The organism is Streptomyces sp. NPDC054842, assembly GCF_053611025.1.
Genome location: NZ_JBSGZN010000026.1, coordinates 66524 through 88763, shown reverse-complemented (window position 1 = coordinate 88763; position 22240 = coordinate 66524). Strand labels below are relative to the sequence as shown.

Sequence of the window (22240 nt, the reverse complement as noted above, 5' to 3'; positions counted from 1 at the left end):
CGCTCGCCTGTCGACCGCCGTGCCGTCAGGCCGAGTCGAGGTCGTCCCCGCGCACCGTGCACAGGGCCCAGATGACGAATCCGGAGATAGCGATCATCACGACCGACCAGACCGGGTAGTACGGCACGGAGAGGAAGTTGGCGATGATGACGAATCCGGCGATGACCACGCCGGCGACGCGCGCCCACATCGTGGCCCGCACCAGCCCGAGGCTGACGACGACCGCCACCGCGCCCAGTACGAGGTGGATCCAGCCCCAGGCGGTCAGGTCGAACTCGAAGACGTAGTTGCGTGTGCTGAGGAAGATGTCGTCCTCGGCGATGGCCATGACGCCCCGAAGGATGTCGAGCACGCCGACGATCATGAGCATGACGCCCGCGAAGACCGTGAGACTGCCTGCCCACGCCTGCTTCCTCGGGTCCGCCTGCCGTGTGTGTGTCGTGCTCATGCGCTGCCTCGATTCGTGTCGTCGGGCACCTGCTCAGCGTGTGGGGCCGGCGGCTGTGGCGCCGCCCGGGTGCTGGGACGCACCGTGCCCCGTCAGGACCAGTTCCTTCGCCCTGCGGAACTCCTCGTCCGTGATGGCGCCGCGGTCGCGGATGTCGGCCAGCCGGGCGAGTTCGTCGACGCTGCCTGTCCCGGGCGTGGTGCCCGCGGCCTGCCGGATGTAGGCGTCGAAGTCGGCCTGCTGCGCCCGCGCCTGGGCCATCTCGCGACGGCCCATGTTCTTGCCGCGGGCGATGACGTAGATGAAGACGCCCAGGAAGGGCAGCACGATGGTGAGGAACAGCCAGCCGGTCTTCGCCCACCCGCTCATCACGTCGTCGCGGAAGATGTCGACGACCACGCGGAAGAGCAGGATGAACCACATGATCCACAGGAAGAACACCAGCATGCTCCAGAAGACGTTCAGCAAGGGATAGTCGTACGCCAGGTACGTCTGTGCGCTGCTCATCTCGTCCTCCGTCCCCGGCGCTCGGCCCGGCCGCCGCTGCGTGGTGCTCTCAGCGTGACCCCGGCGGTGGCCGGTCCGCCTCACCCGGCGCGGGTGATCCCGGGGGCGCTCGACGACTCACGTCGGGTGGGGAGCCGGTGGGTGTGCGGCGCCGGGACACCGCCGAGGTCCGGTACCAGTTCGAGGAGGCCACGTACTCGCCCAGCGCCAGGCCCGAGACCGCCACGAGGAACACGGCGATCAGCCAGGACAGGAACGTGAAGACCGGCCCCAGCGGGCCGAACTCGCGCAGGCTGCGTGCCATGGCCGTGGGCAGGAAGAGCGCGGCGGTCCAGCTCAGCACCACGGTACCCGTGCCCGCCAGCACCGCTCCCGGCAGCAGGCGGCGCCAGCCGATCCGGCCGCCCAGCAGCAGGTGCTGGGACCACCACCACAGGAGCGTCGCCGACAGCAGTGACAGCCCCCATCCGATGACCCGGCCGCCGCCGAACCCGCCGCGCAGCGGCGCCTGGACCAGGAGCACCGCCAGCCAGACCACCAGCCACACCAGCCAGCGCCAGACCGCTGAGCGGATCGGTGCCCGCGGCAGGTGCCAGCACCGCTCGCACACCGCCTGGAGCGCCCGGCTGAAGGCCGTGGCCGACGCCAGCGTGATCACCACACCCACGGCCCCCACCGCGTCCCGCGTCGTACCCGTGGCGGCGAACGCGCGACGCACCTCGTCGAGGGTGTCACCGCGCACTCCGAGAACCGCCCGGACGGAATCGGCCAGCAGGTCCTGCACTCCCGCGGGGGCGAACGCGGCGACGGTCATCAGCAGGGGCAGCGCCGTGATGAAGGCCTGCGCCGCCAGCCGCACGGCGCCCTCCACGACGTTGAGCGCCGACAGGCGGGTCAGCAGCCGTGCCGCGGGACCGGACCGCAGGCTCTCCGCGACCCGCTCCACCGCCACCCGTCCACGGGGTGCCGGAGTGATGCCGGATTTCCTGCGCATGGCTTAGGCGGCCGCCCGACGGCCCTCGGCGCCCACGACGACGCCCCGGCGGTGAGCGGCGGTCCTCTGTCCGGCGAACCCGGACCCCGGCGGCGCCACGCGGGGCACCGCAGGGCCGGTGTCCGCGGCCTGGACCCGGCCTGCGACGACGGGCGCGGGTGCGAGCGGGGCCCGCAGCGGGTGGAGCGGCCCGTCGGCCCGGCGGTGCCGGGCGCCCGCGCGTCCGCGCAGCCGCTCGTACTCCGCACGTCCCGCCGTCAAGGTGCCAGGCGCGTGCCGCCGGGGTCCGGGGCTCGGCGGGTCCGGGTTCATGGGTGACTCCCCTCGTCCTGCGCCGAACGGGTCGCGCCCCAGCCCTCCCCATTGGCCGCGGTGGGCCGGAGCGCGTGTCGGACCCTCGTATCGGAGCGCCGTCAGCCCCTCGGCTTCGGGGGCGTACGTCAGCCTCTCGCATCCGGGGCGTGCGCGCCCGGTACGCCGGCCCTGCGGAGCGCGGCCCGCCACGCCAGGGCGACCGCCGCTTCGGCCAGGCCGAGCAGGACGAGCCACAGGCCCAGCAGCCGGGTCAGGGCACGGGCCGATTCGGTCGGCAGGGCCAGGACCACGATGCCCGCGACGATGGCGAGCGCGGCGACGCCCATGACGACGCCCCGGTGGGGGAGGTCCTTGGCGGCGATGGCCGTGTAGAGGGTCAGGACGCCGGACGCCAGCCACACGACACCGACGATCAGCGACAGGGCGGCGATGGTCTGCAGCGGGTTCCGCAGGCACAGCACTCCGGCGAGGAGGAACAGCACCGCCAGCAGGAGCCCCGGCAGCCGTTCCCCGGCTTCGTCACGGCCGAAGACGGCGACGAAGCGGAACACCCCGGCGGCCAGCAGGTACAGGCCGATGAGGACGGCGAGCACGTGCAGGGTCTCGTCCGGCCAGACCAGGACCAGGACACCCGGCACCAGGGTCACGATCGCCGAGCCCAGTATCCAGGTCCACGAGCGCCCCAGCTGGGCCAATACGTCCGCGGGCGTTCCGGCCGGGCGTGGGGACGCCCCGTCGGCGAAGGGTTCCGGTCCGGTGGGCGGCGCCGGATCACGCGGCATGGTCATGGCTCCTCCTCGCGCGATCGAGCAGGTCGCTCCCGGACCGCCGGCTGGACGGTGCGCGGGGACCTGACCGCCCCAGCGTCCCTCTCGCCGTCCGGTCCGGGATCACCCGCGGCGGGTGATCCCGGAGGCGGTGTCGCGGTGTGAGCTGGGAGCCGGACGTGTTCGCCGGGTCCGCGGTGGACGAACGGCGCGCGCCGGACGGAACGGAAGGGCCAGGGCATGAGCCGATACGAGGCGGACCGGAAGAAGGCCCCACCGGCACCGCTCCGGAGGACCAGGGGTCGCCGCCCGTACCCGCGTCGGCTCCGGGCGGGTCGGTGCGGGTGCCCGGGAGGTGCTCGTCACGACGGGGCCGTGGACGGCCTGCGGGCCGCCGGCCGAAGGCGGGGCCACGCGCATGCGGACGGGCGCTGTCCGGACGGAGCGGCCTCGCCGGTGCCGGGGACCGGACCGGCTGCCGTCCCCGACGCCAGGACCCCGAACCGAGAGGCCGCGACATGACCGTGCCGAACCACTTCACCGCGTCCCTGTCCGCGACCGAGCGAGCGGCTCACGGCAGGAGCGCGCGCTCACGCGCCTCACGGTCGAGTCACGGCTGGTTCGAGGCCGACCAGGGGCGACCCGACCCCGTCGACCTGCTGGAACGCCAGTCCGCGGACCGCGTACCGGAGCTGGTGCCGATCCGCTACGGCCGCATGCTGGAGTCGCCGTTCCGCTTCTACCGGGGAGCGGCGGGAATCATGGCGGCCGACCTGGCGACCCTGCCCAGCTCCGGACTGTGGGTGCAGCTCTGCGGGGACGCGCACCTGCTGAACTTCCGGCTCCTCGCCTCTCCGGAACGCCATCTGGTCTTCGACATCAACGACTTCGACGAGACCCTGCCCGGCCCTTTCGAATGGGACGTCAAGCGGCTGGCGGCGAGCTTCGCCATAGCGGGCCGGGCCAACGGCTTCTCGCTCAAGAAGCAGAACGCGGTGGTGCGCGCCTGCGTCGGGGCCTACCGGGAGCGGATGCGCGAGTTCGCCGGTATGCGCACGCTGGACATCTGGTACGCGCAGGACGACACCGAGCGGCTGCGGCGGTTGCTGTCCTCCTCGATGGACAAGGAGACCCGGCGTCGTACCACCCGGGCGACGGAGCGGGCGCGCACACGGACCAATCTCCAGGCGTTCGAGAAGCTGACCCGGGTCACGGCCGAGGGCCGGCGCATCACCCCGGACCCACCGCTGATCACCCCGCTCGACCAGTTGCGGGACGACCGTGCCGAGGCCGGGCGGGCCGAGGAACTGCGCAAGCTGGTGGGCGCCTACGCGCGGAGCCTCCCGTCCGAACGCCGGTACCTGTTGCGCCACTACCGGCTCGTGGACATGGCCCGGAAGGTCGTGGGCGTCGGGAGTGTCGGCACCCGCTGCTGGGTCCTGCTGCTGCTCGGCAGGGACGACGAGGATCCCCTGCTGCTCCAGGCCAAGGAGGCCCAGGAGTCGGTGCTGGCGGCCCACACGGGCGGTGACGGCTTCGACAACCAGGGCCGCCGGGTGGTGACCGGCCAGCGGCTGATCCAGACGACGAGCGACATCTTCCTGGGGTGGACGCACGTCCACGGCCTGGACGGACGGGACCGGGACTTCTACGTGCGCCAACTGCGCGACTGGAAGGGCATCGCACAGCCGGAGACCATGGGGCCGGACCTGCTCTCCCTCTTCGCGCGGCTGTGCGGGGCCTCGCTGGCCCGGGCCCACGCCCGCTCCGGCGATCCCGTCGCCATCGCCGCGTACCTGGGCGGCAGCGACCGGTTCGACAGGGCGCTCACCGTCTTCGCCCAGTCCTACGCCGACCAGAACGAGCGCGATTTCGAGGCATTGGGAGCCGCGTGCCGTTCCGGACGGATCACGCCGGAGCGGCTCTGAACGGTCGGGGGCCTGGCGCAGTCCGCACGGTCGGGGGCTGGTGCAGCTCGCTCGATCACTGGGCTGGCGGAGTCTGAACGACCGCTGGCCTGGTGGTCTCTGAACGACGACTGGACTGGTGGCGTCTTAACGATCATCGGTCCGGCGAGGTCGGGCTCACCCTCGCGGGCACTTCGACGTCTCCCGCGGGCACTTCGACGTCTCCCGCGGGCACTTCGACGTCTCCCGCGGGCGCTTCGGCGTCTCCAGCGGGCACCTCGACGGTCTCTCGCGAGCACAACAGCGACCCTCGACCTTTGCGCGCACTTCGACGTCCCTCGTGTCAGCAGCCCGCCGCGCCGTCCGATCACTCCGGCAACTGCCGCATCTCCAGGACGCGCAGTCCCAGCGACTGGCAGCGGGCCAGCAGCCCGAACAGGTGCGCGTCGTCGACGACGGGACCGAACAGGAGCGTCTGGCCGTCCATGACCACGTGACCGAGTTCCGGGAACGCCTCGGCCAGCGTCTCCGACAGGTCTCCCTCGACACGGATCTCGTAGCGCATGGCTGCTCTCCCCTGGACGGCGCGGGGCAGGCGGACGGCTCCCTCCCCTGCGATCGTGCTCCGTCGCGCTGGATCGGCCCTCACCCGGTACAGGTGACCGCCGTGAAGTGTGACGGACGGTTCAGTGCGTCAGAACGAGCTTGAAGGCGATGATCAGCAGACCCAGGATCAGGTTGACCAGGGCGGTGATCGCGATGAGGCGCCGCGGAGCACCGGCCCGGCGGGCCGCGGCGACGGACCATCCCACCTGCCCGGCCACCGCGACGGACAGGGCCAGCCAGACGGCGCCCTGCACGTCCAGCCCCAGGAGCGGGCTCACGGCCACCGCGGCGGCGGGCGGAACGGCCGCCTTGACGATCGGCCACTCCTCGCGGCAGACGTGCAGCACGGTCCTACGGTCCAGGCCCTGCTGCGCCAGCCGCGCTCCGAACAGCTGCGCGTGGACGTGCGCGATCCAGAACACCACGCCGGTGAGCAGGAGCAGCAGCATCAACTGCACGCGGGGGAGGGAGCCGAGGGTGCCGGCGCCGATCACCACGGAGGCCGCCAGCATGGAGCCGTAGACGCCACCCGTGTAGTCGGCGTGTGCCGGGCGCTCGGACGGTGCCGTCGGATCCGCGGCGGGGGTCGGGGTCCGGGACATCGGTGCCTCCATCCGTTCAGTGCGTGGATCCGGCGGCGTCTGCCGGAGCACCACTTCTCGACCGTGGCGGACGGGGCTCGCGGCCCGTCGGCAGCTGCGGCGTGACCAGGAAACTGGCGAGGGTGATCCCGCCCGTGGCGAGGATCGCCGCCTTCAGCCCGTCGAGCTGCGCGGAGGCGTAGGACTCCGCGACGGCGTCGACCTCCGACGGCGGCAGTCCCGCGTCCTCGGCCGCTGTGCGTACCTCCTCGGTCGGGATGAAGGAGACTCCGGCCTCCAGGGCTACGCCGACGGTCTCGCGGGCCTGCGCGGAGAGCCGGGGGTCGTCCTCGACCTGGCTGGTGACGGCGTGGCCCAGCGCGCCGATGAGGATCGACCCGATGAGCGCGGTACCCAGTGCAGAGCCCAGGTTCTGCGCGGTGAACTGGAGCCCTCCGACCTCGCTGCGTTCGTCCTCGCCTGCGCTGGACTGGACGATGTTGCCGAGCTGGGAGGCGAGCAGGCCGACGCCCACGCCGAGCAGCGCCATGGCGCCGGCGAACTGGGCGTCGTCGATGAGCGGGTCGATGGTGGCCAGCAGCCACACGATGGCCCCCGTGAGAGTGAGCAGGGCCAGCCGGACCACCCGTCGAGGTCCCATCCTCCTCCCCAGTGCGGAACCGCACAGGGAGGTCAGCAGCATGGTGGCGGACACCGGGAGCAGCCGCAGTCCCGTCTGGAAGGCGTCGAACCCCTGCACCACCTGGAGGTACAGCGGGATGGCGAAGAACAGCCCCAGCAGGATGAGGTTCTGGCTCAGCAGCGTCATGAGGCCGGACCGCAGGACGGGTCTGCCCAGCAGGGAGAGGTGGACGAGGGGATCGGTACCCCGCTCCTCCCGATGCCGCTCCCAGTGCCGGAAGAGGGCCAGGACGGCCGCCCCGGCGGCGACGACGAACAGCGTCGGGGCGAAGCCGAGGACGGTGAAGGGCGGATTGCGCGGCTGCACCCATCCCCAGGTGCTGCTCTGCAGCACGCCGAGCACACAAAGCCCCAGTCCGGCCGCCGAGAGCACCGCGCCGATCCCGTCCAGCTTCGGTCGGGGGCCGGTCTGGTGGGTGCGCGGGATCCAACCACGGCACAACAGGAGGGCGGCCACGACCACGACCTCGCCGACGAAGACCAGCCGCCATGTCAGGTACGTCGTCACCCAGCCGCCCAGCAGGGGGCCGACCGCGATTCCGGCGCCGGCGAGCCCGCCGACGACCGCGTAGGCGACGGCCCGGTCCCGTCCCGGGTACGACTCCGCGATGAGGGCGGCCATGGCGGGCAGCACCATGGCGGCGCCGAGTCCTTCGATGACGGACCACCCGAGGGTGAGGACCCACAGGGTGGGTGCCGCGGCGGTCAGGGCCGATCCGACGGCGTAGACGGCGAGACCGAGGAGGAACATGCGGCGGCGTCCCAGGATGTCCCCGAACCTGCCGCCGATGATCATGAAGGCGGCCATCATCAGTGCGTAGAGCGTGATGACGGCCTGGATGGCGGTGACCTCGGTGTCGAAGTCCTCGACAAGCTGGCTGATCGAGACGTTCATGACGGACGTGTCCAGGACCATCAGGAACTGGGCCGTGCCCAGGACGATCAGAGCGCGCCAGTGCTTCAAGGTGTCCACCTCGCCTCACCGAGTCGGCCATGCGGTCGGGGGTCGCGCCGGGCGGCGGCCGCGCGTGTGCTGCCGCCCCTCCCATCGCAACCGAGCGGCCCGTCCCGCGCATCACCCGCCACGGGGGAGGGGCGGGCGGGATCGGGCCGGGCCGGCGCGATTGCCCCTCGACGCGGTTCGGAGTCCCCGGATGCGGGTCTCGGTCCCATGTCGTCGGCGGAGTGGTTCACCGCGGTCGCCCGGGGGCGGCGCCTCGCCCTCACGGCGGCTGCGCGGGACGAGCGGGCCGGAGCGGCCATGGGGAGGCTGTCGCCGGCCGGCGGTTCACAGCAGCCCCAGCTCACGGGCGCGGCGCACCGCCTCGTTGCGCCGGTTCACGGCCAGTTTCCGGTAGACGCTCTTGAGGTGCGTCTTCACCGTGTTCACCGACACGTAGAGGTCGGCGGCGATCTCCTCGGTGGACATCATCCGGGCCAGCCGCCGCAGGACGTCGCGCTCGCGTCCGCTCAGTTCGCCCGCCACGAGTGCCGGGGGCCCCTCGTTGTCGGCGGCCGGCGGGTTCCGTCGCGGCGGAGCGGGGGTGAGCCAGTCCGCGGCGAGTTCGTGGAGGGGTGCGGTGGCCAGCAGGGGCCGTATCCAGGGACCGGCGTCGAGGAACGGACGCCGCAGCCGCTCACGCCGGGCGTCGAGGAGGGCCCGCGCGACGAGCCGGTGGGCGGTGGCGGCGTCGCCCGCCTCCTGCGCCGCCCGCGCCTTGACCAGCGCCGCCCGAACCGTCACCGCCGGACCGGTACGGCCCGTGGTGGGGACGGTGTCGAGCTGGGCCAGCGCCGCCTCGGAACGGCCGGCGGCGAGCAACATCCGAGCCGCCTCGACCGTATACGCCGGCTGATAACCGGACACGTCGCCGAGAACCTCGGCGGCGCTCTCCGGGCGCCCCTCCGCCAGGTGCGCGGCGGAGACGACCAGCGCCGCGCAGCCGGCTGCCCAGGGTGAGGCCACGGTGGTGGGGATGCCCGGGTCCACCGCCTCCACGGCGGCCCGCGCCTGGCCCCGGGCCAGCAGGAGCCGAGCCGTGACGACGGCCCGTCCCGCAGCCGTCACCGGGTCGTGCGCCGTGAGGGGGAGCCGGGCCGCCTCGTCGAGGAGCGCCTGGGCCCGGTCCAGCTCGTCGCGCTCGACGGCCACGGCGGCCAGCACCAGCAGCCCGACGGCGGAACCGGCGTCCGAGGGCTCCCGGCGGGACGGCCCGGACCGCCGCGGTTCGCAGGCTCCCGCCGTGGCCTTGCGCTCCGCCCGGCCGGTCCAGCCGTTCAGGTGGTCGATCAGTGCGAGGTGCCCCGCCGACTCCTCGCGCGGGAGCACGGTGGACGCCCCGCCCGGCGTGCCGGCCACCGCGGCCAGGACGGAGTGCGCGTCCTCGTACCGACCCGCCCACAGGCGTGCCGAACCCAGGTGGGTCCGCAGGAGTGCCAGGAGTTCGGGGTGCCCGTCCAGCAGCTGCCCCGGTACCTCCCGCTGGAGCGTGGCGACCGTCCCGGCGGCCGCCTCGGCCTCGTCGGGCGTACCGGTCAGCCGGGCGGCGAGCGTCTGCAGCAGCGCACAGCTCAACCGGGCGGGCGCCGCGTCGGGCCCGGCGGCGGCCAGCCGCTCCTGGGCGTGGCGCAGGTGGTGCAGCCCGCGCTCGACGTCGTACCGGGACAGGTCGCGGGCCGCCCGCACCAGATCGGTGGCGGCGCCGGCGGCCCCGGGGTCCAGCCCGGAGAAGATCTGGTCGAGTTCGCCCGAGCGCAGACCGGTGAAGAACTGCCCGATCGCCAGGTCGTCCACGACGGTCCCGGCGGTGAACTCCCAGTCGCCCGAGGCCGCGCCGTGGGCGAGGGTCTCCGTGAGCGTCCCGCTGCGGCGCAGCCACCGCGCGGCCCGCCGGTGGAGCTCCGGTTCCAGGCCGGGCAGGCGCACGCGCAGATGGGCGCGGAGAATCTCCCCGAACAGCGGGTGCAGCCGGTACCACGAGTGCCCGAGACGTTCGACGAACGCGTTCTCGCGGTGCAGCCCGACGAGCACGGGCTCGGCATCGGACCGCAGGGTCAGGGCGTTCGCCAGCTCGGGACAGAAGCGGTCCAGGACGCTGACGCGCAGCAGCAGGTCCTGGGTCTCGGCCGGCTGCCGCTTGAGCACCTCGGCGAGCAGGAAGTCCGCGACCGTGCTGCGGTCCGCCTCGAACTCCTTCAGGTACCTCTCCGGGTCCTCGCTCTCCCGTGCGGCCAGGGCGCACAGGCGCAGACCGGCCGCCCAGCCGCGGGTGCGGTCCACCAGGGCGCTCGCGGCCGGCACCGGCAGAGTCAGTCCGTGCGACTCCAGCAGCGCGACCGCCTCCTCGGGCGTGAAGGCCAGTTCGGCGGCGCGTATCTCCGTCAGTTCGCCCGCCGCCCGGTAGCGGTGCAAGGGCAGCAGGGGTTCGGTCCGGGTCACCAGGACCAGGCGCAGGCCCTGCCCCGAGTGGTGCAGGACGAACTCCAGCTGCTCCGCGATCTCCGGGTTCGTCACGCGGTCGTACTCGTCGATCGTCAGGACCACGGGTCCGGCACGTCCGCTCAGCTCGGCGGCGAGGTTCGACAGCAGTCTGCGGTCCACCCGGTCCGCCTCGGCCGGAACGCCCACCGCTGCGGACACCGGCGCTCCGCAGGCGCGCAGGGCGTGCAGCACGTACGCCCAGAACACCCCGGGACCCCGGTCCTCCGCCTCCGCGGACAGCCAGGCGACCGGCTGCCGCAGCCCGGCCGCCCAGTCGGCGGCCAGCAGCGTCTTGCCCGCTCCGGCCGAGCCGTTGACCAGCGTCAACGGCGTCCGCAGGGCTTCGTCGAGGTGGTGGACGAGTCGTCGGCGCCGCAGAAACGTGGCCGGTACGGTCGGCAGGGTGACCCGGGTACGGAGGAAGGGGTCTCCCGGAGGATCGAGCCACGGGGCGCCCGGATCAGCCGCTCCCGAGGTGTGCTCGGAGGTCTCCGCCACGGGCGCTCACCGCCACTGTCCGTCGGAGTCGGGTCAAGGGGCCTTGCCTGCGAACCCAGCATCCCAGCCCTCCCGCACATGCGCCCGATGGGCGCGTTCCGGACCGGGGTGGTACGCGGCGTCCTCGGGACTCGTACGCGCCTGGGGAGCGTCTTCGTGATCCGGACGGCCGTCGACGCGGACCCGAAGAACGACCCCGCCCGGTCGTGCACCCGTCATGAGGACTGGCGCGCTCCGTCCGTGCGTCGGCGACCTGCCGGGTCACCGTCCTGCCGGGCGCCGGTGAACATGTCGACGAGGCTGTGCGGCGCGTCCTCATCGAGGTACATGGGAAGGAGGGCGGCGGCCTCGACGGCCGCTTCGGCGCTGCGGGGGAACAGCGCTTCCTCGTACGCGGTGAGCGCCGCCTCGGTGTCGTCGGGGTGGGCGGCCATGGCCGCGGCGAGTTCCGCGCCGTCGAGCATGGCGAGGTTGGCGCCCTCCCCGGAAGGCAGCATGAGGTGGGCGGCGTCACCGAGCAGGGTGACACCCGGGACACGGTCCCAGCGGTGGTCGCCCGGCAGGGAGTGCAGGATCCGCGCGACGGGCGGGGTCTCGCCGTCCGTGATGAGCGCGGTGAGTGCGGGCGCCCATCCGGGGAACTCCTCGGCGACTTGGGCCGCGGCCTTGGCGGGATCGGCGAAGTCGATGCCGTCGATCCACCCCCGGGGCTTGGTGAGCTGGACGTAGGTGTGCAGGACTCCGCCCGGCTCCCGGTGGGCGCAGATCGCCTTGCCCGGCGCGAGCGCGAACATGGAGCCGCCCCCGACCGCCCTCGCGCTGGCGGGGTGGCGTTCGTCGCTGTCGTGCAGGTAGGTCTCGACGAACACCGTGCCGGCGTACTCGGGGCGCGCCGCGGACAGCAGGGGGCGGACCCGCGACCACGCGCCGTCCGCGCCGACCAGGAGGCGGCTCGTCACCGTCGAGCCGTCGCCGAAGGTGAGTTCGTGCCGGCCGTCGCCCAGGGACCGGGCCGCGGTGACCTTGCGTCCCCACACCACCGTGCCGGCGGGCAGCGAGTCGAGCAGCAGCTGCCGCAGTCGGCCGCGCAGCACCTCCGGCCGCCCGCCCGAGCCGTCGTCGGGCTGGTCGAACAGCACCGTCGCGTGCCGGTCGAGCACGCGGATCGCCTGGCCGCCCTCGTGGACCAGGTCGAGGAAGCGGTCGTACAGACCGGCGGCCTTGAGGGCCGGCTGTCCGTTGTGGTCGTGGATGTCGAGCATGCCGCCCTGGACGCGCGCGGCCGGTGACGCCTCCGCTTCGTAGACCGTCGCCAGGATGCCGTGGACGTGCAGGACGCGGGCGAGGGTGAGCCCTCCGAGCCCCGCTCCGACGATCGTGACGTGCGTGGTCATGGTGCTTCCTCCGTGATCGCGGCCCCCCGGGCGAGTGCCGACGGGGAACGCTGGAACGGTGTTCCAGCACGTGCATCCTGGAACACCGTTCCGCGGCCTGTCAAGCTGGAACAACGTTCCAGATAGTCTAGGATGGCGGCATGGCAACCAGGTCGCGCCGTCCGGACCGACGGCAGGAACCGCTCTCCCGCGAGCGCATCGTCACCACCGCCGTGGAACTCCTCGACACGGTGGGGGAGGCCGGTCTCACCTTCCGCGCACTGGCCGAACGGCTCGCGACCGGCCCCGGGGCGATCTACTGGCACGTCACGGGCAAGAGCGAACTCCTCGGTGCCGCCACCGACGCCGTCATCGGCCCCACGGCCGTCGGCGACACCGACGCGGCTCCGCAGGAGGCGGTCCGCACCCTCGCGCTCGGTCTGTTCGACGCGATCGACGCCCATCCCTGGGTCGGCACGCAGCTCGCCCGCTCACCGTCGCAGCCGCCCATGCTCCAGGTCTTCGAGAGCATCGGACGCCAGGTCCAGGCGCTCGGGGTGCCGGACACGGCGCAGTTCACCGCGGCGTCCGCACTGCTCCACTACATCCTCGGGGTGGCGGGCCAGAACGCCGCCAACGCACGGTCGGTCCGGCCGGGCACGGACCGCGCCGAGTTCCTCGACGCCACGGCGACCGCCTGGGAGGCGCTCGACCCCGACCAGTACACGTTCACCCGGAGCGTCGCCGACCGCCTGCGCCGGCACGACGACCGGGCGGAGTTCGCGGCAGGCATCGACCTCATCCTCGCGGGGATCACCGCGCGCCCGTAGGCATGTAGCCACCAGGGTCACCGCGCGCCGGTGCCCGCAGCCTGTCCGCGCTCACCTCTCAGGTCCGGGCCGCAGCTCCCTCGGGCTCGGGACGGAAGGGGCGGACCAGGTCGTGACCCGGCTGGACGACGACGTAACTGTGCTCCGGGACCTCGTTCCAGGCGCCCGGCAGGTCACCCAGCGGTTCCGACACGACGAGGCGGGTCTCCTCCGACACCTCCTGGAGGAACTCGACGTCCGGGTGGAGGGAGCGCAGGGTGTCCACCCTGGTGCTCAGGTACAGCGACCGTGACCGGCCTTCGCTGGAGTAGCGGAACGCCCACAGCCGCTCGCCGTTCGCCACCGCGACGGTCATCTGGAGCGGGAACTCGACGCCGTGCGCGTGTCCCGTGCGCTCGACCAGGGCCGCCATGCGGGCCACGGCCCCGGGCGGATCCTCGGTGAGGCCGAAGGTGAGGGCGAGGTAGAACATCAGCTCCGAGTCGGTGGACCCCTCGATCTCGGGGTACAGCGACGGATCGACGGCCACGGCGAGATCGCGCCGCAGGGCACGGAACCCGCTGATCATCCCGTTGTGCATCCACATCCAGCGGTCGTGGCGGAAGGGGTGACAGTTGGACTGCTGCACGGCCGTCCCGGTCGCCGCGCGTATGTGGGCGAAGAACAGGCCCGAGCGCACGTGATGGGCCACCTCCCGCAGATTGCGGTTGTTCCACGCCGGGCCCACGTCCCGCACGATGGCCGGTGTCGCCTCCGTGTCCAGGGTGTACCAGCCGAGGCCGAACCCGTCGCCGTTGGTCGTCTCCACCCCCATGCGCGAGTGCAGGCTCTGGTCGATCAGCGAGTGCGTCGGCTTGAACAGCACCTGACTGAGAAGGACGGGAGTGCCCGAGTAGGCGATCCAGCGGCACATCTTGGATCCCTCCGCTGCTGTGATCAACGGCCCCTCCGTCATTCCCGGGGCCGCTGAGCGGTGTGACCGCACCGCACCTGGGACGCCGCCCGACGGAAGAGGCCGAGGGCGACTTCTCCGTCCCGGCGGGCGCTGGTCGAGGTGTCCCGCCGCGCGGATCCGACGCACCCGGATACCGGACGGCGGACGAGAAGTGTCGTCGTACGAGTAGCCCTCAGTATCGCCCGGCACTGCGCCCGCGGCACGCCGGGAGGCCCCTCGGTCTCGGTGCGGAGACAAGGAGAGTGGGGGGCCGGCGGACTGGGGGACTGGGGGACTGTACGGGATCGGGGTGGTGGGGTAAGGCGCGCGGACGAGGCCGGATCGGACAGGGGTTGTCGGGAGCGCCGGATGTCGGGGGAAGCGGGGCGGTATCGCGGCACCTCCGCCCGGGCGAGGCCGTCAAGATCCTGGCGTCTAGGGTGCGGGCATGACATCGCGCACCTACCTCTCCGAACTGTTCTCGCTGGACGGCCGGGTCGCCGTCGTGACCGGCGGAAGTTCCGGTATCGGCAGAGCCGTCGCGGGAGCCCTCGCCAGGGCCGGGGCGAGCGTCGTGGCCGTGGCGCGCAAGGAACGGGAACTGGCGGCGACAGTTGACGAGTTGACGGCCGAGGGATGTCGGGCGGCCTGGGTGAGCGCCGATCTGGGCACCCGCGAAAGCGTGCGCACGGCGGCGGAACGGGCGGCCGAGGTGTTCGGAGAGCCCGACATCCTCGTCAACAGCGCCGGGGTCAACCTGCGGCCGCCGATGGACGAGCTGACCGACGAGGTGTGGGACACCACCATGGCGGTGAACCTGGAGGCCCCCTACCTGCTCGGCCAGCGGTTCGGGCCCGGCATGGCGGAGCGGGGGTTCGGCCGGATCATCCACATCACCTCGCAGCAGGCGCACCGGGCGTTCGTCCAGAGCGGCGCCTACGGCGTCTCCAAGGGGGCGCTGGAATCCCTGGCCCGGTCCCAGGCGGAGGCCTGGTCGCGGCACGGTGTCACCTGCAACACGCTCGTGCCCGGCTTCGTGATGACGCCGCTCAACGAACGCCTGTCGTCCGACCCGGAGAAGGTGGCGGCGCTCGCGGAGCGCACGATGGTCGGGCGCAACGGCCTGGCCCAGGACTTCGCCGGTGCCGCGGTGTTCCTGGCCGGTCAGGCGTCCGGCTACGTCACCGGTCAGGCGATCTTCGTCGACGGCGGCCTCTCCGTGCACTGAGCCGGCGCCTACGCCGACGCCGACCGACGCCGATACCGTCCGGCGCCGACGCTGATGCCGGTGCCGACCGGTATCGGCCGATGCCGATACCGCCCGACCTCGACGCGGAACGGGGGGTGCCGCGGGGGCCCTCGTCCCGCCTCGTGCGATGCTCGCCGCATGAGTGCGCAACACGCCGTGACGGTCGTCCGCCGGCCGGGCAAGGATCTCTCCGGCCACGACGGGCTGTCCGAGCTGCTGGCCGCCTACCACCTGCGCACGCAGGCCGAGAAGGGCGAGGCGGTCGGCGGTGTGGACGAGCTGCCGGACCGCTACCGCGCCGAACTGGTCGATTCGCGGGCCGAGTTCGCGGACGACGTCGTGTTGCTGGCGCTCAGCGGCGGTACCGCCGTGGGCTGCCTGGTCGTGACGGCACCCGTCGACGGGCACTGCGAGATCAAGAGGCTCTGGACGGACCCGGCGTACCGGGGCAGGGGAGTGGCCTCCGAGCTGGTCGGCGCCGCACTCACGTCCGCCGCGGAACTCGGCGTCGGCCTGGTGCGGCTGTCGGTGTGGCAATGGCGTACCGGGGCGGTCGCCCTGTACGAACGGCTCGGGTTCACGGTCACCGAATCCTGGGACGGCCGCGACGGACTCGTCTGCATGGTGCGCGCCGTCAGGGACAGGGACTCGTAGGCGTCGCACGCGGGCGCCGCTGAGGTGACCGTGCGGCTCGGCGCGCGCCGGGCGTGCATGTTGTCCATCGCCGTATGGCGGTGCGGCGGCCGCGTCGGACGGCATGCGGATGATGGTGCGCGCACCACGCGCGGTTGGGCTCGTACCGGCAGGCCGTGCCGGCGCCTGCCGGTACGAGCGTGGTCTCAACCGGTGCTGGTCAAGCGGAAGTTGAGGCGCTCCCGCACGACTGGGTAACCGGCCTTGGCGAAGTTCGCGGCCATCGGGAAGTTGCCCTGGTCCGTCGCGGCGGAGACGAACTGCGCGCCCTGCTCGACCAGGAAGTGCGTGCACTCGGCGACGAGGTCATAGGCGTACCCGTGGCCCCGCTGCTCCGGCAGCACGCCGATGAACCCGACGCACGGCCCGCCGGGATTGCGCGCCGGGATGTGGATGCCCACCGGATCCCCCTGGGAGTCGTGGGCGATCTGCCACCACTCCCGCGGCGACGGGCACCAGTGGAAGAAGTCGAGTTCCTCCTGCGCGGCCTTGTCGAGGCCGCCTTCCTCGATGGCAACTAGGGCGTGGGCGTCCAGCGTCACCGAGTGGATGCGGCGCAGGGCGTCGAAGAAGACCCCGTCGTCCGGCTCCGAGCGGAACTCCAGCCGGCCGGGGCGCTCGGGCAGTCCGCACTCCGGTGTCCAGCGGTACAGGAACCGTTCCACCAGGAGTTCGTACCCCGCCGCTCGTGCGGCGGTGAGCCGTGTCTCGGCGGCGGCACGCAGGACGGGGTCCTCACGCCAGCCGTCGGGCAGGTTCATCTCCAGCTCGACCTGCCAGGGGGCGCTGCGCAGGAGTTCGGCTCCGGCCTCCTCCTCGCCCTCGGCCACGTCGAACCAGTTGACGACGAGCGGTGCGGTGTCGTCGGGGCCGCCCCACCAGGCGGCACGGGCGACGACCTTTCCGTCGCGCAGGGCCACCCGCTTCCAGTCGGCGCGGTAGCGGGTCAGCCGGTGCGCCTCCCGCGTGTTCAGCGGGTCGGGCAGGGTGTCGAAGAGATGTGCGTCGCGCTCGTCGAGCGCGTGGATGACCGTGTCGGTCATGAGTCCTCCGGGAAGAATGCCGCGTGAAGCGCTCCCGGTCGGATCAGACGAAGCACGCCGGGGCAACGGAGAGGGAGCGCTGGGGTGTTGTGAACTGCATCGCACTCGCCTCCTTCCGGCCGTCTCAGGGCGTGTGCCCACCCTAGTCGCGGGAGGACCCCGGTGCCACCGCTTTTTTCCATGACGGTCGAGTCCCCGGCCGCATGCCTTCGCTGGCCCACGACGGCGGACCGTCGCTCCGCCGTCGTCGGCGGCGCCTCGTTGGCCACCGTTACAGTCACCGGCGGCTCCGGCGGCTCCGGCGGCTCCGGCGGCTCCGGCGGCTCCCGCGGCTCCGGGGCGCCACCTCACCTCATCGCGCCTCCAGCAGGTCCTCCGGTGGCCGGAACCCCGCCCGCCCGTAGAGCGGCGCGCTGCGCTCCGACGGCCAGACCACCAGGACGTTGAGATCCGCCGTCCGTGCGTGCCGGCGCAGGGCGTCGAGCAGTGCGGCGCCGTACCCGCGGTTGCGGGACCCGGGGATCACATAGAAGTTCGTCACATAACCGAGGGGGCTGTTGTCCTCATAGGGATCGGGCACTCTTTCCACGAGGTTGAGGAAGACGTGGCCGCGGATCGCGCCGTCCTCCTCGGCCACCCAGGCCAACCACCGTCCGTCGTGCAGCCGTTTCCTGATCCACCGCTCGGCCCGTGTCACGGAGTGCAGTGGTTCGGGCGCGTCGCCTCCGTGGTCCTGCCGGTGTTCCTCCTGCTTGAACGCCCAGCGCAGCCGGGCCAGTTCGGAGGCGTCGGTCGCTTCGGCGCGGCGTACCAGGAAGTCTGTCGTCATGGGGCAAGTCTCACGTGCCCGCGCCTCGACCGCTCCTGCGTTTTGTCCACCCTGTGTCGTCCCGGCGTCGGCTGACGCGGTCCCCGCTTCAGTAGGGCAGACCTTCCGAGGCCGCGTGCAGGGCGGCCATGAGGCAGGCGGTGATCTCACTGCCGGAAGCGTCGGGATCATCCCCGTACCGCCGTGCGAAGTCCTCCGCGGCGGCGCGCAGTGCCCCGTTGAGGGTCGCCGCGTGCACCTTCACTCTCAGGTCGTCGACGCCCGCGCCGGACCGGCGGGCGAGCACCGTCGCCAGTACGGGCAGGGCGTCATCGTGCGCCTGGAGCCAGACGGCGCGCAGTGCCGGATCGGTGGAGGTCATCCGGATCAGGTCGAGGATGACGGGGCTGGCGGAAGGCGCCTCACCCCTTCCGCAGAGGCCCGTGAAGAAGTCCAGCAGGCTCATGTCCGGTGGCCAGCGGCGGAGTTGGTCCATCGCGAGGTCCAGACCCGCCGTGAGCAGCGGCAGGACGCAGCTCTCCTTGGTGGGGAAGTGCCGCCACAGTGTGCGGGCGGAGATGCCGACCGCCTGCGCGATCTGCTCGCCTGTCGTGGCGGTGACGCCCTGTGCGGTGAACAGGCGGACGGCTTCCCGGGCGATGTCCAGGCGGAGGGCGGACCTGCGCCGTTGAGCGAGCGACGGCCTGTCGTCCGGTTCCGTCAGCGGCCCGTGACCCGCGGATGGCGTCCTGCGCACGCTCGCTCCCGCCCTCGGCCGCTGGTCGCCGCAGCATAGCGAAGTCGCCGGGAGATGACGCATGCAGACGTCTTGTCACTGAGTGACACGCGAACTTACTCTGCCGTAAGTAACCAGCGGGTAACCGCCGTGGTCTCGCTGATGTGTTGGCATGTGCCTGTCAATGCATCGGTGTGTCCCGGCTCAGGCGAGCCCCGCTCCCACCTCGCCGGCACGGCGCAGCCGGCCCTGACCCCCGGCACGACCGGGGCGGCCACCCGTCCATGCCCGTCCCGGCCCTCGCCGAGCGGGTGAGGGACGCCCCCACCGCCCCCGACATCGACACGTTCATCCGAACGCCGAGCGAGGAGCCGACCGTGAGCCGCAAGAGAACCCGATCCCTGTCCGACCTCACCACGAGCCCGGTCCCGCGGGCCGCCTCCCCGACGGAGCGCACCGGCCGCCGTATCGGTCCTGCCGGGCCGCGCCTGCTGACCGGTGTCGTCACCGGCACCGTCTGCGCCTGCCTGCTGGCCGCACCGGCGTCCGCAGCGGGTACGGAACCCGTCGTCTCGCGCGGGGTCACGATCCCCGCCTTCTACAACCCGCCCGCCGAACTGCCCGCCGCCAACGGCGCGTTGATACGCACCGAAGCTATGCCGCTCGGGCTGAGCATCCCCGGACTCGACGGCCGCCCGATGCCCGGTACCGCGACACGCCTGATGTACAAGTCCACCGACTCGGCCGGACAGCCCGTCGCCGTCACCGGCGCGTACATCGAACCCTCGGCCGCCTGGACCAAGCCCGGGCCGCGCCCCCTGGTCGCGGTCGCCTCCGGCACCATGGGCCAAGGCGACCAGTGCGCGCCCTCCTTCGCACTCCAGCACCCGCTGACCCTCAACGGCGACACCGTGTCCGTCGGCTACGAAGCCCTGGCCGTCTACCGCATCCTCGCGACCGGCGCGGCCGTGGTCGTCACCGACTACGTCGGCCTCGGCGCCACCGACCGCGTCCACACCTACGTGAACCGCCTCGACCAGGGGCACGCCCTGCTGGACGCCGCCCGCGCGGCCCGCGGTGTGCCGGGTGCCTCGGTCACCGCGGCCTCCCCGACGGGCCTGTACGGCTACAGCCAGGGCGGCGGCGCCAGTGCCGCGGCCGCCGAACTGCAGTCCACCTACGCCCCCGACGTCCGCCTCGCCGGAACCTACGCGGGCGCGCCGCCGGCGGACCTCACCTCCGTCATGAAGGGCATCGACGGCAGCGCGCTGGCCGGTGCGCTCGCCTGGTCCATCAACGGCTTCGCGCAGGCCGACCCGGACCTGCGGGCGGTCGTCGAGGCGAACATCAGCACCACCGGCAAGGCCGCGCTGAAGGACGCGTCGACCATGTGCGTGGGCGACGCGCTGTTCGGCTACGGCTTCACCAAGAGCAACAAATGGACCAACGACGGCAGGTCCATAGGAGACGTCATCGCCGCCGAGCCGCGTGCGAAGGCCGCGCTGGACAAGCAGCGCATCGGCGGGCTCCGGCCCACCGGCCCGGTGCGTGTGGCCACCGGCGTCCAGGACGACATCGTTCCCCACGACCAGGCGCGGCAACTCGCCGTGGACTGGTGCCGCAAGGGCGGCAACGTCACCTACGAGCCCATCCGGCTGCCCAACCTCGGCGACAAGATCCTCACCAACCACCTCGTCCCCCTGCTCACCGACCAGGGCGACGCGATCTCCTGGCTGACCGACCGGCTCTCGGGCAAGGCCGCGGGTTCCAACTGCTGGACCATGCCGCTGCAGCCCTGACCGGCCGGGCGCGGCCCGCGGGGCCGACGTGTGCCCTCGCACGGACCGCCACGAGAAGCCGGTCCGGTACGTCGAGGCGGCCCGACGGACGGTGACACCCTCGCGGACGACTTCGGCCCCGCTCACACGCGTGAGCGGGGCCGGAGGTCACGAGCCGGGCGGCCTCAACGGCCCACCGGCGTCAGGGCAGGGTCCACTTCTGGTTGGGTCCGGTGTGGCAGGCCCACAGGTGGACCGGCGTTCCGTCGTTCCACGTACTGCCCGAGGCGTCCAGGCACTTGCCCGACTGCGGGTTGCGGACCGTGCCGTCCGACTGCGGCGCCCACTTCTGCGCCCCGGTCCCGTTGCACGTCCACAGCTGGACGCGCGTGCCGTCGGCGCTTCCGCCTCCGGACACGTCCAGGCACTTGCCCAGCGCCTTCAGCGTTCCGTCGCCCGGCACCGACCAGGTCTGTGCCGCCGAACCGTTGCACGACCACAGCTGCGTCCGGGTGCCGTCGGCCGTTCCCGCGTTCTCCACCTGGAGGCACTTGCCGCCGACCCCCTTCACCGGCCCCGAACGCGGGCCGGGCTGGGTGCCGCCCTGCTTGATGCGGACGTTGCGGAAGGCGACCTCGTCGCCGTCGCCGTGGTTCTGGATGCCGATGTGGCCCTGCTTCAGGCTCCGTGCCGGGTCGGTGTTCGTGAAATCGTTGATCTTGCTGCCGTTGAGGAAGATCTCCAGCCGCTCTCCGGTGACCCGCAGTTCGTACGTGTTCCACTGCCCCGGCGGGTTGAGCGCGGCGTCACGCGCCGCGATGTCGGCCGACTTGAAACCGTAGACGGCTCCCGTGGTGCGGTCGACGGTGTCGGTGGCGTCGATCTGGATCTCGTAGCCGTTGTCGACCGCCGCCCACGGGTCGGAGGAGGCCGGGAATCCCAGCAGGACACCGGAGTTGTCGTCGCCGCTCGCCCTCCAGTCCAGCTTGAGCGAGTAGTCCCCGGTGAACTCCTTGGCCGAGTACCAGAGCATGCCCATCCCGCCGTGCGAGGTGAGGGTGCCGTCGGCGAGGGCGAACCCGCCCGGCCCCGCCTGCTGCCAGCCGGTGGTGCCGGACCCGTCGAACAGGGACGTGTAGCCGGTCTCCGGGCGGCAGTCCGCGCGCGTCATGCCCGCGGCCCAGCGGATGCCGCCGAGCAGGTGCCGGCGGAAGGCGGCCTCGGCGTAGGACCCCTCGGTGTGGCCGCCGCCGGTGTAGAAGGCCCGGCCGCCTCGGTAGTCCTTGCACCAGGCGATGGGGTGGTCCCCGCCCATGGAGCCGCCCGAGTAGCTCGACTCGTCGAGCGAGGCCAGCACATGGGCCGTGGCGCGGGGGTTGGTGCGGTAGTCGTACCACTCGTCCGTGCGCTGCCAGGTGCTGCCCAGATGGGCGGTGGCGTCGTGCGCCCGGTCCTCGACGTCGACGGTGGCGGACTGCACGGCCGGATGCGACCGGAAGAGGGCGCCGGCCAGCCCCTCGTAGAAGGGCCAGTCGTACTCCGTGTCGGCGGCGGCGTGGATGCCCACGTATCCGCCGCCGCCCTGGACGTAGCCCTCGAAGGCGGTCTGCTGGGCGGCGCCCAGGACGTCACCCGTCGTCGACAGGAAGACGACCGCTTTGTACTGGGCCAGGTTGGCCGTGGTGAAGGCCTGCGGGTCCTCGGTGGCGTCCACGGTGAAGTTGTTCGCCGTGCCGAGTTCCCGCAGGGCCGCGACACCCTCATCGATCGAGTCGTGGCGGAAACCCGCGGTCCTGGAGAAGACGAGGATCTTGTACGCCGGGTCTGCGGCCTCCCGGGTGACCGCTTGGGTGTGTGCGCTCGTGCCGGCGGCGGGCAGGACGGCCGCGGGCGTGGCGGGCAGCGCCGCGGCCTGCGGAGCGGAGCAGAGAGCGGCGCCGGCGAACAGAGCGAGAACCGCGGTGAGATGGGTGCGCATCTGCGTCACCTC

The 22240-nt window shown here is 72.5% G+C and carries 19 protein-coding genes; 5 read left to right on the top strand and 14 right to left on the bottom strand.

Going from position 1 to position 22240, the window contains the following annotated elements:
* Positions 1–25 precede the first annotated feature (25 nt).
* The 4 genes from ACWGIS_RS21310 to ACWGIS_RS21295 all read right to left on the bottom strand — a co-directional run bounded on the left by ACWGIS_RS21310 (position 26) and on the right by ACWGIS_RS21295 (position 3052).
* A complete protein-coding gene (locus ACWGIS_RS21310; RefSeq protein ID WP_453364004.1) occupies positions 26–448 on the bottom strand; it encodes a DUF7144 family membrane protein in 423 nt (140 codons plus the stop codon).
* 33 nt (positions 449–481) lie between these two features.
* A complete protein-coding gene (locus ACWGIS_RS21305) occupies positions 482–955 on the bottom strand; it encodes an SHOCT domain-containing protein (protein ID WP_453364003.1) in 474 nt (157 codons plus the stop codon).
* Positions 956–1004: 49 nt separating this feature from the next.
* Positions 1005–1949, bottom strand: a complete 945-nt coding sequence (locus ACWGIS_RS21300) for a ribonuclease BN (protein WP_453364002.1) — start codon at positions 1947–1949, stop codon at positions 1005–1007.
* Positions 1950–2389: 440 nt separating this feature from the next.
* Positions 2390–3052: an HdeD family acid-resistance protein gene (locus ACWGIS_RS21295; protein ID WP_453364001.1), complete on the bottom strand. Its 663-nt coding sequence runs from the start codon at positions 3050–3052 to the stop codon at positions 2390–2392.
* A 497-nt stretch (positions 3053–3549) separates the two neighbouring features.
* Between ACWGIS_RS21295 and ACWGIS_RS21290 the strand changes: the two genes are divergently transcribed.
* Positions 3550–4959, top strand: a complete 1410-nt coding sequence (locus ACWGIS_RS21290) for a DUF2252 domain-containing protein (RefSeq protein ID WP_453364000.1) — start codon at positions 3550–3552, stop codon at positions 4957–4959.
* 346 nt (positions 4960–5305) lie between these two features.
* Here ACWGIS_RS21290 and ACWGIS_RS21285 read toward each other — a convergent pair whose 3' ends face one another.
* The 5 genes from ACWGIS_RS21285 to ACWGIS_RS21265 form a co-directional block, all read right to left on the bottom strand.
* Positions 5306–5503 (bottom strand): hypothetical protein, encoded by a 198-nt coding sequence (locus tag ACWGIS_RS21285; protein WP_453363999.1) that lies wholly within the window; start codon positions 5501–5503, stop codon positions 5306–5308.
* 121 nt (positions 5504–5624) lie between these two features.
* Positions 5625–6146, bottom strand: coding sequence for a hypothetical protein (locus tag ACWGIS_RS21280; protein WP_453363998.1), 522 nt, complete (start codon positions 6144–6146; stop codon positions 5625–5627).
* 16 nt (positions 6147–6162) lie between these two features.
* Positions 6163–7791 carry an MFS transporter gene (locus tag ACWGIS_RS21275; protein ID WP_453363997.1) on the bottom strand — a complete coding sequence of 543 codons (1629 nt, stop codon included), beginning with the start codon at positions 7789–7791 and terminating at the stop codon, positions 6163–6165.
* 324 nt (positions 7792–8115) lie between these two features.
* Positions 8116–10806 (bottom strand): LuxR C-terminal-related transcriptional regulator, encoded by a 2691-nt coding sequence (locus tag ACWGIS_RS21270; RefSeq protein WP_453363996.1) that lies wholly within the window; start codon positions 10804–10806, stop codon positions 8116–8118.
* 215 nt (positions 10807–11021) lie between these two features.
* Entirely contained in the window at positions 11022–12200 is a 1179-nt protein-coding gene (locus ACWGIS_RS21265) for an FAD-dependent oxidoreductase (RefSeq protein WP_453363995.1), read from the bottom strand.
* Between the two features lie 140 nt (positions 12201–12340).
* Here ACWGIS_RS21265 and ACWGIS_RS21260 point away from each other — a divergent pair, with 140 nt between their 5' ends.
* Entirely contained in the window at positions 12341–13009 is a 669-nt protein-coding gene (locus ACWGIS_RS21260; RefSeq protein ID WP_453363994.1) for a TetR/AcrR family transcriptional regulator, read from the top strand.
* A 58-nt stretch (positions 13010–13067) separates the two neighbouring features.
* Here the strand turns inward: ACWGIS_RS21260 and ACWGIS_RS21255 are convergent, their stop codons facing one another.
* Positions 13068–13922, bottom strand: coding sequence for a class II glutamine amidotransferase (locus ACWGIS_RS21255; protein ID WP_453364035.1), 855 nt, complete (start codon positions 13920–13922; stop codon positions 13068–13070).
* Positions 13923–14391: 469 nt separating this feature from the next.
* On the opposite strand from ACWGIS_RS21255, the gene ACWGIS_RS21250 reads away from it, so the two are divergent.
* A complete protein-coding gene (locus tag ACWGIS_RS21250) occupies positions 14392–15171 on the top strand; it encodes an SDR family NAD(P)-dependent oxidoreductase (RefSeq protein ID WP_453363993.1) in 780 nt (259 codons plus the stop codon).
* 159 nt (positions 15172–15330) lie between these two features.
* A complete protein-coding gene (locus tag ACWGIS_RS21245; protein ID WP_453363992.1) occupies positions 15331–15846 on the top strand; it encodes a GNAT family N-acetyltransferase in 516 nt (171 codons plus the stop codon).
* A gap of 185 nt (positions 15847–16031) precedes the next feature.
* Here the strand turns inward: ACWGIS_RS21245 and ACWGIS_RS21240 are convergent, their stop codons facing one another.
* From ACWGIS_RS21240 to ACWGIS_RS21230, 3 genes are all read right to left on the bottom strand, one after another.
* Entirely contained in the window at positions 16032–16928 is an 897-nt protein-coding gene (locus tag ACWGIS_RS21240; protein ID WP_453363991.1) for a GNAT family N-acetyltransferase, read from the bottom strand.
* Between the two features lie 352 nt (positions 16929–17280).
* Positions 17281–17757, bottom strand: coding sequence for an N-acetyltransferase family protein (locus ACWGIS_RS21235; RefSeq protein WP_453363990.1), 477 nt, complete (start codon positions 17755–17757; stop codon positions 17281–17283).
* 88 nt (positions 17758–17845) lie between these two features.
* Entirely contained in the window at positions 17846–18493 is a 648-nt protein-coding gene (locus ACWGIS_RS21230; protein ID WP_453363989.1) for a TetR family transcriptional regulator, read from the bottom strand.
* Between the two features lie 356 nt (positions 18494–18849).
* On the opposite strand from ACWGIS_RS21230, the gene ACWGIS_RS21225 reads away from it, so the two are divergent.
* Positions 18850–20271, top strand: coding sequence for a lipase family protein (locus ACWGIS_RS21225; protein WP_453363988.1), 1422 nt, complete (start codon positions 18850–18852; stop codon positions 20269–20271).
* A gap of 181 nt (positions 20272–20452) precedes the next feature.
* On the opposite strand, the gene ACWGIS_RS21220 is transcribed toward ACWGIS_RS21225, so the two are convergent.
* Positions 20453–22228 carry a ThuA domain-containing protein gene (locus ACWGIS_RS21220; RefSeq protein ID WP_453363987.1) on the bottom strand — a complete coding sequence of 592 codons (1776 nt, stop codon included), beginning with the start codon at positions 22226–22228 and terminating at the stop codon, positions 20453–20455.
* Between the last annotated feature and the right edge of the window lie 12 nt (positions 22229–22240).

Bases quoted from the DNA above. Each gene is read 5' to 3' on its own strand.
- ACWGIS_RS21245 (WP_453363992.1), top strand. From the start codon at position 15,331: ATGAGTGCGCAACACGCCGTGACGGTCGTCCGCCGGCCGGGCAAGGAT.
- ACWGIS_RS21290 (WP_453364000.1), top strand. From the start codon at position 3,550: ATGACCGTGCCGAACCACTTCACCGCGTCCCTGTCCGCGACCGAGCGA.
- ACWGIS_RS21300 (WP_453364002.1), bottom strand. From the start codon at position 1,949: ATGCGCAGGAAATCCGGCATCACTCCGGCACCCCGTGGACGGGTGGCG.
- ACWGIS_RS21255 (WP_453364035.1), bottom strand. From the start codon at position 13,922: ATGTGCCGCTGGATCGCCTACTCGGGCACTCCCGTCCTTCTCAGTCAG.
- ACWGIS_RS21260 (WP_453363994.1), top strand. From the start codon at position 12,341: ATGGCAACCAGGTCGCGCCGTCCGGACCGACGGCAGGAACCGCTCTCC.
- ACWGIS_RS21265 (WP_453363995.1), bottom strand. From the start codon at position 12,200: ATGACCACGCACGTCACGATCGTCGGAGCGGGGCTCGGAGGGCTCACC.
- ACWGIS_RS21305 (WP_453364003.1), bottom strand. From the start codon at position 955: ATGAGCAGCGCACAGACGTACCTGGCGTACGACTATCCCTTGCTGAAC.
- ACWGIS_RS21220 (WP_453363987.1), bottom strand. From the start codon at position 22,228: ATGCGCACCCATCTCACCGCGGTTCTCGCTCTGTTCGCCGGCGCCGCT.
- ACWGIS_RS21285 (WP_453363999.1), bottom strand. From the start codon at position 5,503: ATGCGCTACGAGATCCGTGTCGAGGGAGACCTGTCGGAGACGCTGGCC.
- ACWGIS_RS21240 (WP_453363991.1), bottom strand. From the start codon at position 16,928: ATGACCGACACGGTCATCCACGCGCTCGACGAGCGCGACGCACATCTC.
- ACWGIS_RS21250 (WP_453363993.1), top strand. From the start codon at position 14,392: ATGACATCGCGCACCTACCTCTCCGAACTGTTCTCGCTGGACGGCCGG.
- ACWGIS_RS21280 (WP_453363998.1), bottom strand. From the start codon at position 6,146: ATGTCCCGGACCCCGACCCCCGCCGCGGATCCGACGGCACCGTCCGAG.
- ACWGIS_RS21295 (WP_453364001.1), bottom strand. From the start codon at position 3,052: ATGACCATGCCGCGTGATCCGGCGCCGCCCACCGGACCGGAACCCTTC.
- ACWGIS_RS21235 (WP_453363990.1), bottom strand. From the start codon at position 17,757: ATGACGACAGACTTCCTGGTACGCCGCGCCGAAGCGACCGACGCCTCC.
- ACWGIS_RS21310 (WP_453364004.1), bottom strand. From the start codon at position 448: ATGAGCACGACACACACACGGCAGGCGGACCCGAGGAAGCAGGCGTGG.